The organism is Paenibacillus sp. B1-35, from assembly GCF_050474385.1.
GTDB lineage: Bacteria > Bacillota > Bacilli > Paenibacillales > Paenibacillaceae > Paenibacillus_B > Paenibacillus_B alvei.
In genome coordinates, this window is the sequence record NZ_JBCHVJ010000005.1 from 356,843 (window position 1) to 371,577 (window position 14,735).

A 14,735-nucleotide genomic window follows, 5' to 3' on the forward strand; every position below is an offset into this window, starting at 1 on the left:
ATCATAGTATGAAAGCAAACAATAGACTCAGCCATATGTTTTGGCGGTGGCATTTCTATGCGGGGTTGTTCATTGCCCCCTTGCTAATTATGTTATCGCTTAGCGGAATTGGATACCTGTTCAAGTCGGAAATTGAGGATGTCGCATACAAATCACTCTACTTTGGACAGAGCAGCAACACCCACACGTTAACAACGAGTCAAGCGATTACGGCTGCAGAGCAAGCGTACCCAGGAGAACGCGTGACGAAAATCAGTTATTTCGATGATGAATCGCGCAACACAAGATTCTCCATGCGTGATGAAGCAGGTCGAGAAAGATATGTATTTGTAGATCGCAACAAGCAGATCGTCGGGAGCATGCTTGCCGATGACAGCTTCGGAAATATAATGCGAAATTTGCATAGTTCATTGCTCGTAGGTGGAACCGTCGTCAACTATACGGTGGAGCTTGCGGCATGTTGGGCAGTATTTCTGATCATCTCTGGCCTCTATATGAGTTGGAAAAAGAGGGCGTCGGCAGCTGGAACGAAGCGTGAGAAGGTGAAATCGAGGCATACCGTCATCGGTATCATATTCACCATACCGTTGCTAATTCTTATCGTTACAGGGCTGCCTTGGTCTGGTTTCATGGGCAACCAGATCTATCAACTGGCAGCAAGCAACGAATCACTCGGGTATCCGCAGCTTTATGTGAGCCCGCCGCAATCCGAAGCGAAGGAGCTGCCATGGGCTACTAGAAAGGAGAAGTCTCCGCAATCTTCATCCGGCTACCTGCCACTCTCTGCAGACGATATCGAGCATATGCTCCATCATTACGGTATGACCAAGCCTTTCGTCTTGAGCCTGCCAGCAGATGAAAAAGACGTCTACACGGCATCTAAATCCGCAGGATCAGGCATTACCGGAATGGATGTCATCAAGCCTAGCGAGGAAATAACAGCTTACTTCGATCAATATAGCGGCACACAGATTCATAAGATTGACTACCGCGATTACGGGCTTCTCGCCCAGTGGTTCACCTACGGAATTCCTTTGCATGAAGGGCATCTATTCGGTTGGCCGAACCAGATTCTATGCCTGCTGACGGTGGTTGCACTGCTTGCCATTGTATACTGGGGAGTTAAAATGTGGTGGATGCGCAGACCTCGCGGAAGACTTGCAGCACCACCAAGACAACCGCACACGAAATCGATGATCGGCTTCTATGCCATTTTAGTCATTCTCGGACTGCTCATGCCGCTGCTCGGTATGTCGCTGATTGTCATTGCAGTCGTTGAACTGATACGTTTCCTAGTGTTCCGAGGGAAATCAGCGAAGTCCGTAACTGGTTAATTATAAGGGTATTGAAATAGAAAAGGGGACAGGCCTCGGCCCTCCCCTTTTTTTGCTATCCCTTTATGGACAGCAAATCTAATTACGATATTTTATAAATCTCCTTAGCTGCCTCTTGTACTACACAATTCAGAAAGAAAATTTAAGGGAGTGCGCAGATCATCATCGCCTTATCCCTTCACACGCTTCCGCATCACCTGATGCAGCACTTCCGAGAAGATCAAGCCAATTGCAATTGCGCCGGAAATCATCGATGCCTTGAATGCAAGCTGAATCGCCTGATCATACTGATCTTCTACAATATTTCGCATTGCGTCGTATGCCATTCCGCCAGGTACGAGGGGAATAACCCCCGCGACATTGAATACAATTATCGGAGTGCGATACAGCTTGGCAAATAGATGACTCATCATGGCAATAACGAATGAAGCAGCCAAGCTCGCTGGAATTGGACCGATCTGATTATCTATGCAAATCATATATACGAACCAGCCTGCCATACCGACAAACCCACATTGAAGCATCAGCTTCGGCGGACTGTTGAACAATATTCCGAATGCAGCGGATGCTATGAAGCTTACAATGAGCTGCTCGATCATAACAAAATGCCTCCCTCATGCTCTACATCCAAAGTGGTCAACGAATTCGGAATCTGCTCCATTACCGTCCTAGGCGAAGGACAATACACAAGCAACCCCTGCTCCAATCGCGAAGGCAGTTAAAAATGCTTCCGCCCCCTTCGATATGCCGGATACTAAGTGACCCGCCATCAAATCCCGCACAGCATTGGTAATAAGCAGCCCCGGAACAAGCGGCATCACCGACCCGATAATGACCTTATCCAGATCACGACCCAGACCGTACCGAACACAGAAATAGGACACGGTTCCGACTACAATGGAAGCGAGGAATTCAGAAAAAAACTTAATGCGCGATAAACGATGGAAATACAGGAAGAGTGAAAATCCTAGTCCTCCTGCCAACAACGAAGGTACGAATTCCGGCCATCCGCCACGAAACATAATCGTAAAACAGCCGCTCGAGAGCATCGCTGCTGCAATCTGCAGCCATACCGGATAAGCCAAATTAGACACTTCGATTTTTTTCAGCAAGCGATAGGCCTCTGCATAAGACAAGGTTCCGCTGCTTATTTTGCGCGAAATGTCATTCACGAGCGTTACCTTCTTCAAATCCGTCGATCGCTCGGATATTCGGTACAACCGGGTAATTGGCGCTGACCCGTCGATCGCAAAAATAATGCCTGTCGGCGTCACGAAGCTGTGGCAGTTCTCGAACCCATACGAAGCGGCGATACGGATCATCGTATCCTCTACCCGATTCGTTTCCCCTCCGCTTTGCAGCATGATTTTTCCTGCCAATAGGCATAGCTGCGTAATTTCATAGCTTTCATTCGACTGTTCGCTCATCCGATGTCTCTCCTGTGAATGGCATGAATTTCCCATATTGTAACCGACAGAACAATCTTTAGTCTATGCCTGCTGATCATGCAAATATTCGCTAAACTCCTTACCCATGAACAGCATCTTAAAAAGGCTCACTGAGTCTTCAATGAGCCTTGCCATACAGTTGAGCCTAAGCAGTGTACTCAAGCCCCAACGCCCACCCTGTAAACGTTCCCGCATCTACTTGAAGTTGAATCTGGACAGAAGGCAATGAAGGAATTGCCCCGTCGCTCGATTGATCTTTCTAAACAGCAGGCAGTATCGTTTCGAATGTCGTTTGATACGGATTGCTGTATGCCGCGATTTGCCCTCCATGAACCTCGATAATACTTTTCGTAATCGCCAGTCCTAACCCTGTTCCGCCTGTCTCCTTGGAACGGGATTGCTCCACGCGATAGAATCGGTCGAAGATGAATGGTAAATCCCGCTCCGGTATCGGGTCGCCGTAATTGATAATGCGAATGACCGCCTGTTCGTCCAGCGACTGGATCTCGATGTCGATATATCGCCCCTTGCGACCATACTGAATCGCATTTGACAATAAATTTTCGTAAGCCCGAACGAGCCTGTCGCCGTCTGCTAGAACCTTGAGCGTTTCCTTTTCTACATTCAGTCTGCACTCCAAGCCTGCCTTTTCCAGAATCGGTACGAATTCTTCCACTAATTGACGGATAAAGCTCGTAATATGCAGTTCCTGTACTTGAAGCGGAAGTCCATTATTAATGCGTGTATACTCGAACAGATCGTCGATCAATTTTTTCAAGTCGAGCGCTTTTTCATAGGCTATGTTGACATAATAGCGAATCTCCACCTCGTCATGATAACGATCCTTCTCAATAAGCTCGAGGAAACCGAGTATAGATGTTAGCGGTGTGCGCAAATCATGCGATACCCCCGTAATGAGATCGCTCTTTGTTTTCTCCGCCTTCCGTTCTTCCTCAATCGATTGGCTTAACTGCCGACTCATTCGGTTAATGCTCTCCGCTACTTTGCCCAGCATTTGAACTGATCTTACCGGTATTTCATGCTGCAGCTCACCCGTGGCGATTTCGCCCAGCCCATGAGTGATCTCTTGCAGGTAGCTGTCTAATTCAGTCGCTACATCATTAATTCGATGTGCAATATCTCCTAGCTCGTCCGACGAATCGATCTGAATCTCCACATCGAAATTTCCGTTCGCCATCTCCTGAAGCCCATTTGAGATCTGTGTTATCTGACTCAATATAGGACGACTCAGTTGATAGTAGCTAAAAATAAATAATAGGCATCCTGATATGACATAGACGGGCCTTGAGCCGATATTGTTGATCACCCATGTCAATGCTATATTATACGGCTTGTGCTGCATCAAATAAGAAACCAGCAGCTGCCCAAGCAGCAAAATAATACCCGTAGCACCGATACTGGCAATAAACGTAATCAGGAATTTCCACCGAATCGAATTCAGCCATTTTGATGTCATGAATCGTCTCTTCATATCCGCTCCTATCCCAGTTTATAGCCGATTCCCCACACCGTCTTAATATATTGCGGGTTTTGGCGATCCTTCTCGATTTTTTCCCTTATCTTACGAATATGTACCATTACTGTGTTTTTAGATTCCATGAAGGGCTCGTTCCACACTTCCTCGTAAATCTTTTCCATGCTCAGCACGATCCCGCGATTCACCGCAAGCAGCTTTAATATGGCGAACTCCCGTGGTGTCAGCTTTACCGGAATATCATCTACCATCACCGTATAGTTCGCCGTATTGATCACCATATCGTCAATGAAGATTTCATGTTCATTGTGCTGAATTCCCTCTTGCCGGAATTGTTTCGTTCTCCGTAGCAGAGACTTAATCCGCGCCATCAGCACAAGCGGGTTAAACGGCTTCGTCTCATAGTCATCGGCGCCAATGCTAAGCCCTGTAATTTTATCTATATCCTGATCCTTCGCGGACAACATAATAATAGGGGTGTTGCGTTCCTCCCGAATCTTCATGCATGCTTGTATGCCATCCATATGAGGCATCATCACATCCAAAATAATCAGCTGCACATCATGCTTCTCCAGCAGCTCCAAAGCCTCTAATCCATTGGATGCCTGAAGCAAATCGTAACCTTCATTCTTCAAATAAATTTGCAAAAGTTCAATAATTTCCTTCTCATCATCAACGACAAGAACGGTTTCCTTGCCCATGTGACTATCTCCCTTTCCATGTATGCTAACAAAACGCTTCTGCTTGAAGGAGCGTCTTCCTTTGGTACATACTAATTCGACTTCCAGCTAATTACTCCTTTTCTTACAGCGGAATGAATACAACCCCCTTATGCCATTCCAGTTCTGCAGCTTACGTAAAAAGCGATATATATTATGACGTCCTGCTAGGGAAATTGTTCCTTACGTTAAGTGAATATTAAGGAATTCAGAATTTGATAAGGATTTGGCTCGAAGCCAGAGACAGCTAAATTGGCCATAAGGCCGCTTTGCTGCACCGTCCCGATAAGTCAGCAGGAAATATCATACCAGGAGCAACTTATCCCGCTACACTGGAACAAGAGATGACATTAGTGAAGGGAGATTTATTTATGCAGCAAATACAAGGCTATTTTTCTTCTATCGAGGGAACGCGTTATGAGGCGGGGTACCAGCAAGGGGAGTTTGCGAAGAAGCATCCTCACTTTTTACAAGGCATTTTATTGAACGAGCCGTTACCTGTTGATCAATGGAAAGAAGCAGTCGCACTGCTCGAACAATATTGTCCGGGAATAACGGAGGAAATTGACGGTTTCTGTGCGGCATTAGAAGTGCCGCCATCACTGATTTCTTATTACGCTAACTCTGCTCTTCATTCAGGATGCAGCCATTGTGCCATCCTGCCGGCTAAAACGGCGAATGGGCACACGTACATGCTCCGCAATTACGATCTTTCACCTAATGTTGATGATATGAGGTTATGTTCTACGTCGATCGAGAAGGCATATAAGCATACTGGATTTTCTGTATTTTTGTTCGGTAGAACGGAGGGCATGAATGAGTATGGATTATGTGTTACCTTCTCCGCCTGCGGGATGCCTGTAGGCAACGCGCCCGGTATGAGACTTCCTAGAGCTAGCGGCTTGCAATTCTGGGCCGTGGTACGAGCCGTCTTAGAGCAATGCCGCAATGTCAGTGAAGCGGTGCGACTTGTGAAAGAAATGCCGATTGCATCCAACATGAACCTCATCGTGTGCGATCCGCATGGCCATGCAGCGCTAATCGAAACCTTTGACGGGCACAAAGCAATTCGCGAGGTAGAAGAGGCGAGCCAAGCTCCTTATGTCGCAGCCACGAATCATCCGTTGTTTGCAGATATTGAGCGGCTTGAACCCGGCAAGCTGAACCATTCGGTCATCCGCCAACACATCCTGCAGCAATTCTTGGAGAAGCCTGCTTCTGTAACGATGGAGGATCTGCAGTCCTTGGTCTCAACCGAATACCCGCAAGGCTTGGCCGTTCATAATTACAATCAGTGGTTCGGCACATTGCGATCCATGCTGTTCGATTTGGATGACCGAATCATCAATATATGCTTTGGTTCTCCAATTGATAATCCATGGTATACTGTGCCCGTAGGCGGGAAAATGCCGGTAGATCGTGTACAGGTAACGATGCAGCACCATGATTATGCACCTGATTTTTGGCAAATGAAATAAGTGGTGATTAGTTATGCAAACATATAAGAAACAAATTGAACAAGCGACTCGATTCATCGAATCACATTTGACAGAGCGGCTGGATGCAGAGCGTGTAGCAGCCTCTGTCCATTTATCATACTATCATTTTCATCGTATCTTTGCTGCAATGACAGGGGAAACACTCGGCGACTACATTCGCAAGCGTAGATTAACCGAAGCAGCCGTAGCCTTACTTTCGAGCGAGCGTTCTATATTGGACATTGCCTTAGAATATCAATTCGAATCCCAAGAGGCCTTCTCCCGTTCCTTCAAGCAAGTATTCGGCGCAACGCCTGGCAGCTTCCGCAAGCGCAGCATGCGCCCTATATTCCTGGAGAAGGGCACATTGTTGGGCGATCGTCTGCAGCATCGGCTGGATACCATTAGCCTTGTCCCCAACATCGCAGAAATAGAGGATGATATTCATGTCGTAGGGGTTAGCGGAGCTGTCTCTCCCGATCACAATACGATACCGGAACTGTGGGAGGAACTACTCCAACGACGTCACGAGATTCAAGCTTTGACGCCGGAACTCACTGGCTACGGAATATGTCCGCCGCAGCACGATGTCGAGTTCAGGGACATCACAGAGCACTCGCCGTTTGGACACATGGCTGGATTCTCCGTGGAGCGTATTGCTGACATTCCCCATGGCATGCGTGCGTATACGATATTTGCGGGTGCCTATGCCGTCTTCAAGCATATAGGGACTACCCAGCAGCTTCGAAGCACGTATGATTACATCTGGGGAACATGGCTGAGCAACACATCGCTTCGCCTCGCCGATCGGGCAGACTTCGAGATATATGGATGTGACTTCTATGGTCCGCATCATCCACAGTCGACGATATGGATTTACATCCCCATTCAAAAATAGAAAAGGTTCATGAAGAAGGGGATGGCTCACTCCCTCGAATAACGTTCCAAAGAGACATTGCCACAAATAGGGTAAAGTCCTGCCATTCGTGGTAAGATGAAGAAAGTTTGATACGCTACTATTCAGAGGTGAATGTCGTGAAACAAGAACTAATTGAACGCTTTACATCCTATGTCAAAGTGAATACCCAATCCAACGACGACAGCGAAACTTGCCCTTCCACACCTGGACAGCTCGATTTGGCACGCCTGCTCGTTGATGAGCTGAAAGCGCTCGGCATGGAAGAAGTGACAATGGACGAGAACGGCTACGTCATGGCTGCGCTTCCTGCTAATACAGACAAGGACATTCCTACGATCGGATTTTTGTCCCATATAGACACCGCTACCGAGCTTTCTGGGGAGGGCGTGAACCCTCAACTGGTTGAAAATTACGATGGCAAGGACATTGTGCTCAATGAAGCTCAAGGCGTTGTTCTCTCGCCAAAAGACTTCCCTGAATTACATAATTACATCGGACATACGCTCGTTACGACTGATGGCACAACATTGCTTGGCGCAGACGACAAAGCCGGCATTGCCGAGATTATGACAGCGATGGCGTACTTGATCCGCAACCCAGAAATCAAGCACGGGAAGGTTCGCGTTGCCTTCACACCGGACGAGGAAATCGGCAGAGGCCCTCATCGCTTCGATGTAGAAGCATTAAATGCTCGATATGCTTACACCGTAGACGGAGGCCCGCTTGGCGAGCTGGAATATGAGAGCTTCAATGCTGCACAAGCTACACTAACCTTTAAGGGCAAGAACGTTCACCCAGGTACGGCTAAAAATAAAATGGTCAATGCAGCGAAAATCGCCATGGAATTCAACAGCCAGCTTCCCGTTGAGGAAGCGCCTGAATCGACAGAAGGCTATGAGGGCTTCTACCATCTATCTTCCATTAGCGGCGATGTAGAGCTGACAAAGCTCCGCTACATTATTCGTGATTTCGATAGAGATAACTTTAATGCTCGCAAGCAGAACATGGAGAACATCGTGAAGAGCTTGCAAGAGAAGTATGGAGCCGAACGCATCAGCCTTGAGCTGAAGGATCAATATTACAATATGCGTGAAAAAATCGAGCCCGTGAAGCACATTGTCGATATTGCCTATAAAGCGATGAAAAACATTGGCGTAGAGCCTGTAATTAAGCCAATCCGCGGCGGTACAGACGGTTCGCAATTGTCTTATATGGGGCTGCCTACACCGAACATTTTCACAGGCGGCGAAAACTATCATGGCCGCTATGAGTATGTGTCTGTAGACAATATGCAGAAGGCTACTGAGGTCATTGTTGAAATTGTAAAGTTGTTCGAACAGCAAGGCGCTGAATAAGGAAGACAGAAATGAAATTACCCGCTTAAGTAACCGAAGAATAGCAGGCTGTACCAGCAAGAACTTCCTTTCCTGTTGAACAGCCTGTTATTGTTTACAGTAGTGAGGCTATGCCTGCCGCATAATCACGATGCACGCGCTACACGATATCTTAGCAATGCATATGGGATTTCGCCTCAAGGAAATCGATCGTCTTTCCCTTGGAACAGGAATGGAAGATTGAAGACTATGATAAGTCTGAATACTACTCACCAATATGTCCGCAAACCATCAACACAACTAACCCCAACATCATCTCGCAGCTTACCGACTATTCTCATCACCGATATCAGGTAACCATATCCTACATTCATTCATAATCATTGTAGAATATTGAAATGTTTTGTCATATTGGAAATATATACTATGCATATATAATGCTATGTGATACTATGAAAATATGGAAAAATTTAAAAGAAAAGGAGCGTTACAAAACATGAAGATTGCCACAAATAACAAGTGGGTCAAGGGTTTAATTTCTTTGGTTGTATTCTCCATGTTTGTTACCTTTGGTCTTTCGTCAGGATCAGTTGCTACTGCAGCTGAAAGCCCAGATCCTGAGATGGAAAAATTCCAAAGCATTTCTCAGAATTCTTTTCAACGTATTCTAAATGACATTTATAACATTCCAGATGAAGTCTTACATTCAAATGATGCGTCGACTATTAATAATTACTTTATAAGTATAGGCAGCCAAGTAAGAGTTACAGATTCCGACGATTATGAAGAGTTGATCCAACCTGCTGGAGTTTGGGAATGTGGATTAGCTATTGCAGGTTTAGTTGTGACCACTGCCGTGCCAATCGCTAAGATTGTGAAAATAGGCAAATTAGTCAAAAGTTTGGGTGGCGCTGCCGAAGCGGCTAAAGTAATTTGGGGCGCTTCGTTTGCAAGTGAGAAATGGAAAGCTTTAGGATCGGCTGCTAAAGATTTGGTTGCTGAATTGGCAGGAATCACAGCTGTTAGCAAGGCTTGCTTTTGATTTGGGATAAATCGTTGGGGCAATAGGGTTTTCGAGTGGTGTTATCAGACTTCTTTATGGTCTGTGTCAGCTACGTGATACTGGGCCAATTAAGAGCACTTTGGACAAGCTGGGGAAATCCGTTTCCCCTCCCCTTGTTCCTCAAGTGCTCTATTCTTACTTAATTTTGAGGAAAATAGGGAGGAGCCTTATGGACAGCTCAATATATGTAATCATATTCTTGCTATTGGCACTTATTTTTTCTGTTATTACAAATTATTATAATTCTAAGAAGTTGAACTCATTAGAGGAAGCACTATATGAGTCATATAGAAATAACAGTGAAGTTAAATCATTTGTTGAAAAGGTTTTAGAGGGAGAATCAGACGAAGTAGAAGCAATAAAAAGAGTCAGAACTAAGTATGGTTTATCTATTGGAAATGCAAAAAAAATAATTGATTTATATAGAAGAAGCGAGTGAAAGCAGCCGAAGAATAACAGGCTATCCCAGCAAGGATTCCCTTTCCTATTGGACAGCCTGTTATTTATTTATTACGGTAGTGAAGCTATGCTTGCCGCATAATCACGATGCATGTGCTACACGAATATCTTAGCTATGCATATGAGATTCCGCCTCATCCCAGGAAACTCGATACGCCTGTCCCTTGGAACAGAATATCGAAGAAGAGGTATAGGCCGGATCTGCGTCCTTATCGTAGCCCTTGTGTGCGATCACTTCATCGGCATTATGGCAGATATCGTAGCCGCCGAACAGAATCTGAATCATCCCTTTGCCCTGTGTATTCGCTGCAAGCTCTGTGCTGTAGTTCATGAAGGTTGACACAGGCACCCGCCCGATAATGACCGCCTTGCTTCCAACAAAGTCCGGAGGCTCTAGTGTACCATGCGCTTTCTGCACATCTGCCATCACCTTGCCCATATCGTCTGCATCCACCGTAATTTTCACATTATAATACGGCTCCAGCAGCACATTGTCTGCCTGCTCCAACCCTTGACGCAGCGCACGGAAAGAGGCCTCACGGAAATCACCGCCGCTCGTATGCCGATTGTGAGCACGCCCTGTCAGCAGGGTAATGCGTACATCCGTTAGTGGCGATCCCGTAAGCAGGCCATGGTGATCCCGTTCCAGCAGATGCTGCATAATCAAGTTTTGATAATTGACGCCAAGCTCATCGGGATGGCATTCGTTGAATACCTGAATCCCGCTGTCTCGTTCTCCAGGCTCCAACCGCAAGCGTGCTTCCGCATAGTGTCCGAGCGGTTCGAAGTGTCCGCATCCATTCGCGACAGAACGTATCGTCTCCTTATATAGGATTTCTGGGACAGCAAACGATACGGTAATGCCAAAGCGCTCCTTCACAATTCGTTCCAGCACTTCCAGTTGAATCGTTCCCATGACATGAATATGAATCTCCTGTACATGCTCATCCCACTGCACGCGAAGAACAGGGTCTTCCGCATCCAACCGATGGAAACAGGCCAGCACCTCTTTCACATGCAAATCGGCAGGAAAGATAACCTTGGACTTTAACGTAGGTATGATATGATAAGCAGCCGGTTCCTCTAACATACCAAGCCCATCCCCTACAGATGCAGCCGTGAGCCCTGTTACTGCACACAGCTGCCCTGCTTCTGCACGATCAACCTGCTGTGCCTTCTGGCCGCTATAGATGTGTATAGATGTCACTTTCTCCATGAAGGCATCCGATCCTGCGCGATATCGAACTTCATCCCGGACGGACAGGGAGCCGCTCATAATCTTCATATGTGTCATTCGTGTACCCTGATCGTCATAGCGAATCTTATATACTCGTCCGGCAAAATCCCCTTCACTGACATAGTCGGTCTGTATAAACTGATGTATCAGCTCCAGGACTTGTTCAACACCAACATCCTGAAGTGCCGAACCACGTACGCACGGGAACCATTTTCGTTCAGCAAGCATATGCCGCATCGCTCGCAGCCATTCGGCCTGCTCATAGCTCCCCCCCAAGTAGAGCTCGAGCAACTTATCATTTCGCTCAGCCATAAATGTAATCACATCATCACCTAATTCCCCATCTGAACAATACGATGACATCTCCAGAATGTCGGCAGTCAGGTTCATTCGGATTTCCTCGATGACTCGCTCCACATCAGCGCCGATCCGATCTATTTTGTTAAGGAAGAATATCGTCGGCACACCTTGCTTCTGCAGCAGCCGCCATACCGTTTCCGTATGTCCCTGAATGCCCTCCACGCTGCTTACGACAATGATCGCAGCATCCATGACTTGAATCGCACGCTCCATTTCTGCGGAGAAATCGACATGCCCAGGAGTATCAATAAGTGTGTACGAATTCCCTTTATAGGTCATCACCGCCTGATCGGCGAATATCGTAATGCCGCGTTCCTTCTCTATCTCATGGCTGTCCAAAAAAGCGTCCTTATTATCTACCCGTCCCCGGCTTTGGATGCTTCGTGTATGATACAGGATCTGCTCGGCAAAGGTCGTCTTTCCTGCATCCACATGGGCGAATAGCCCTAATGTAATATTCATGGCGACACCTCATTGCTAATTCTGAAGTCTGCATTCTTCACCAATTCTTATTTTGGTTCTTCTATGCTATCTATGATAGCATAGACTTACCTACTTCAAGAGAGGCGGACAGAGATGATGAACGGAGAAAAGAATCAATTTATAGAACGGCAGCCTGCAAGGATCATTGAATTGGAAGGCGCCTGCAACGTACGGGATCTCGGCGGATATAAAGCGGCGAACGGACGCGAAATCCAGTGGGGGCGATTTTATCGCGGGGACGGTCAACATAAGCTGACTCAGCAGGATCAAGAGCTATTGCTTGAACGCGGTATCCATACGGTCATCGACCTGCGTTATGCACAAGAGCTGGCCGTTGCCAAGGATGCATTCGCCGATTCGGATCAGGTTGCTTACTACAATGTTGATCTTATCAATCCAGCAACGACGAACAAGCCGCACGTTACTAGCCTTGGTGAACTGTATGTCAGCATGCTGGACAATAGCCAAGCGGCTTTTCTTCGTGTGTTCGAGCTTCTGACTGACCATTCAGGGGAGGCTGTACTCTTCCACTGCACGGCAGGCAAGGATCGGACAGGAATGGTAGCGGCCCTGCTGCTGGATCTGGCGGGTGTACCTCATGCAACAATTATTGAAGACTATGCCATGACTGCTGAATGCCTGATTCCGATTATGAATGACCTGCGCGCCAGCCGACCGAAAGGAATGCCCGTCGACTTGTACGAGCGCTTCCTTGGCTGTGATCCGAGCAATATGGAGATGATGCTTCAACATCTTCATGCCAAGTATGGCGGCAGCGAGCGTTATTTGGCGGCAATTGGACTGCCCGAGGGGAAAGTACAAGCATTGAGACAAAAATTGTTGGAAGCATAACCCTGATACACAATAAAAATACAATACAAAAAGGACTAGCCTTCATTGGTTAGTCCTTTTGAGCATTCTTTTGCAGCTGTTCAAGCAGCATCGCATCATACATGCTTCTTTTTTCCTCAGCAATCTTTCTGACGGATTCAAGCTGTTTAATCTGCGCGTCAAGCCGCGCAAGATGACGATCAAGCATGCCTATTCGTTTATGCAAAGTGTCCTCTATATCATGCGGCAAGCGATTCCCAGACAACAGGCATCCGTCCTCTGTAAACGCCGCTATGTCCTCTAGCTTCATACCTGTTTGCTTCAATCCATAAATGAATTGGATAAACCTTACATCCTGCTCGTCGTACTGCCGAACGCCATCCGGCTTCCCTCCCAAACGCTGTGGGCTGTGGAGAAGACCGATTTGTTCATAGTATCGAAGCGTGTAGGCAGATATTCCGGTTAGTCGCGCCGCTTCTCCAATGGAATACATCCCCTTGCTCCTTCCCGCTGTCTCGATTGCTCCTCTGTCACAAGGACGATTTTACCGATCGAATGAGATCCTGTCAGCAATTGCTGTGCCTGGGCTGCTTCCTGCAGCGGAATTCGATGGGAGATGAGCGGGTGAATCTCCCCCGCTACCAGCAGGGACATGACGGATTGCACATCCTCACGGAACCAATCCAATCGATCCTTTTTCAGCGCTGTAATACTATACATATACACAGAGTTCCCGCTTTCCGTTGTCCCGCGTGCGGCCGTCCCTGTCCAATCCTTCACCCAATCGTTAGCATGATGATCCTTCTCCAGCACGGATGTGTAGCCATAACCGACAAAGCGCCCCTTCGAACTTAACGTCCGCATGGAGCGTTTCCAGTTAGAGCCGCCAATTGGATCGAACACGGCATCCATGCCCTCAGGAGCTGCTTGAGCAAGCACTTCAACAAAATCCTCTGCTCTATAGTTTATCGGCATCGCACCGTATGCTGCAACGACCTGATGCTTCGCAGCCGAGGCTGTTCCGTACATCTTCAGCTTTGCCAATCGCCCCAAATCCAACAATGCTGTCCCTACACCGCCGCTCGCGCCATGGATAAGAATTCGCTCACCCTCCGCCACCTTTGCGATGCGATGCAGCATCTGATACGCCGTCACATAATTCAATATACTCGCTGCTGCTTCGGCCGCATCGATTTGTGCAGGAATCGGAACAAGCTCATCTACTCTTGCATACACATGTGAAGCGTAACTTCCTGTCCCATTGAAAAATACGGCTACGCGATCCCCTGCCACATAATCGTCCACAGCATCTCCTACTTCTTCGACAATCCCAACCGCATCATAACCAGGAACAAACGGCACTTTAGGCGACATCGGATATAATCCTTCCCTGCGCATAATATCCGCAAGCGCTACGCCCACACTCTGCACCCTTACGCGCACCTCATCTACTTCAGGTGTACAAATCGGTTCTTGAATGGCCTTCAACACCTCCGGCCCCCCATATTCAGTTACAGTCATCTTGGTGTTCCACACAAGCCATCTCTCCTTTAGCGATTTTTCGTAGATGGCTGT

Annotated in this window: 14 protein-coding genes; 7 read left to right on the forward strand and 7 right to left on the reverse strand. The window is 47.2% G+C overall.

From position 1 onward, the window contains the following. The first annotated feature begins 8 nt into the window (after positions 1-8). Entirely contained in the window at positions 9-1,334 is a 1,326-nt protein-coding gene (locus ACQ5BJ_RS18265; protein ID WP_430111832.1) for a PepSY-associated TM helix domain-containing protein, read from the forward strand. 170 nt (positions 1,335-1,504) lie between these two features. On the opposite strand, the gene ACQ5BJ_RS18270 is transcribed toward ACQ5BJ_RS18265, so the two are convergent. The 4 genes from ACQ5BJ_RS18270 to ACQ5BJ_RS18285 all read right to left on the reverse strand — a co-directional run bounded on the left by ACQ5BJ_RS18270 (position 1,505) and on the right by ACQ5BJ_RS18285 (position 4,978). Further along, complete coding sequence (locus ACQ5BJ_RS18270) at positions 1,505-1,933, reverse strand: threonine/serine exporter family protein (protein WP_005545145.1); 429 nt, start codon at positions 1,931-1,933, stop codon at positions 1,505-1,507. Between the two features lie 69 nt (positions 1,934-2,002). After that, positions 2,003-2,761 (reverse strand): threonine/serine exporter family protein, encoded by a 759-nt coding sequence (locus ACQ5BJ_RS18275; protein WP_262866498.1) that lies wholly within the window; start codon positions 2,759-2,761, stop codon positions 2,003-2,005. A gap of 280 nt (positions 2,762-3,041) precedes the next feature. Further along, entirely contained in the window at positions 3,042-4,259 is a 1,218-nt protein-coding gene (locus ACQ5BJ_RS18280; protein ID WP_040735622.1) for a sensor histidine kinase, read from the reverse strand. Positions 4,260-4,282: 23 nt separating this feature from the next. Further along, positions 4,283-4,978, reverse strand: a complete 696-nt coding sequence (locus ACQ5BJ_RS18285) for a response regulator transcription factor (RefSeq protein ID WP_163977654.1) — start codon at positions 4,976-4,978, stop codon at positions 4,283-4,285. A gap of 389 nt (positions 4,979-5,367) precedes the next feature. Here ACQ5BJ_RS18285 and ACQ5BJ_RS18290 point away from each other — a divergent pair, with 389 nt between their 5' ends. The 5 genes from ACQ5BJ_RS18290 (at position 5,368) to ACQ5BJ_RS18310 (ending at position 10,229) form a co-directional block, all read left to right on the forward strand. Further along, the gene (locus ACQ5BJ_RS18290; RefSeq protein WP_430111835.1) at positions 5,368-6,474 is read left to right on the forward strand and encodes a C45 family autoproteolytic acyltransferase/hydolase; all 1,107 of its coding nucleotides are present in this window, start codon (positions 5,368-5,370) and stop codon (positions 6,472-6,474) included. A gap of 13 nt (positions 6,475-6,487) precedes the next feature. Continuing rightward, positions 6,488-7,372, forward strand: a complete 885-nt coding sequence (locus tag ACQ5BJ_RS18295; protein WP_268620319.1) for an AraC family transcriptional regulator — start codon at positions 6,488-6,490, stop codon at positions 7,370-7,372. A 137-nt stretch (positions 7,373-7,509) separates the two neighbouring features. Continuing rightward, positions 7,510-8,748 carry a peptidase T gene (gene pepT / locus ACQ5BJ_RS18300; protein ID WP_430111837.1) on the forward strand — a complete coding sequence of 413 codons (1,239 nt, stop codon included), beginning with the start codon at positions 7,510-7,512 and terminating at the stop codon, positions 8,746-8,748. Positions 8,749-9,223: 475 nt separating this feature from the next. After that, positions 9,224-9,769: a hypothetical protein gene (locus ACQ5BJ_RS18305; protein ID WP_163977709.1), complete on the forward strand. Its 546-nt coding sequence runs from the start codon at positions 9,224-9,226 to the stop codon at positions 9,767-9,769. A gap of 190 nt (positions 9,770-9,959) precedes the next feature. Continuing rightward, positions 9,960-10,229 carry a hypothetical protein gene (locus tag ACQ5BJ_RS18310; RefSeq protein WP_430111839.1) on the forward strand — a complete coding sequence of 90 codons (270 nt, stop codon included), beginning with the start codon at positions 9,960-9,962 and terminating at the stop codon, positions 10,227-10,229. 129 nt (positions 10,230-10,358) lie between these two features. On the opposite strand, the gene ACQ5BJ_RS18315 is transcribed toward ACQ5BJ_RS18310, so the two are convergent. Next, positions 10,359-12,308 carry a GTP-binding protein gene (locus tag ACQ5BJ_RS18315; RefSeq protein ID WP_430111841.1) on the reverse strand — a complete coding sequence of 650 codons (1,950 nt, stop codon included), beginning with the start codon at positions 12,306-12,308 and terminating at the stop codon, positions 10,359-10,361. Positions 12,309-12,422: 114 nt separating this feature from the next. Between ACQ5BJ_RS18315 and ACQ5BJ_RS18320 the strand changes: the two genes are divergently transcribed. Further along, the gene (locus ACQ5BJ_RS18320; protein ID WP_430111842.1) at positions 12,423-13,181 is read left to right on the forward strand and encodes a tyrosine-protein phosphatase; all 759 of its coding nucleotides are present in this window, start codon (positions 12,423-12,425) and stop codon (positions 13,179-13,181) included. Positions 13,182-13,230: 49 nt separating this feature from the next. On the opposite strand, the gene ACQ5BJ_RS18325 is transcribed toward ACQ5BJ_RS18320, so the two are convergent. After that, a complete protein-coding gene (locus ACQ5BJ_RS18325) occupies positions 13,231-13,653 on the reverse strand; it encodes a MerR family transcriptional regulator (protein WP_005545163.1) in 423 nt (140 codons plus the stop codon). Then, the gene (locus ACQ5BJ_RS18330; protein ID WP_430111844.1) at positions 13,623-14,696 is read right to left on the reverse strand and encodes a medium chain dehydrogenase/reductase family protein; all 1,074 of its coding nucleotides are present in this window, start codon (positions 14,694-14,696) and stop codon (positions 13,623-13,625) included. The genes ACQ5BJ_RS18325 and ACQ5BJ_RS18330 overlap by 31 nt, the downstream gene beginning before the upstream one ends. Between the last annotated feature and the right edge of the window lie 39 nt (positions 14,697-14,735).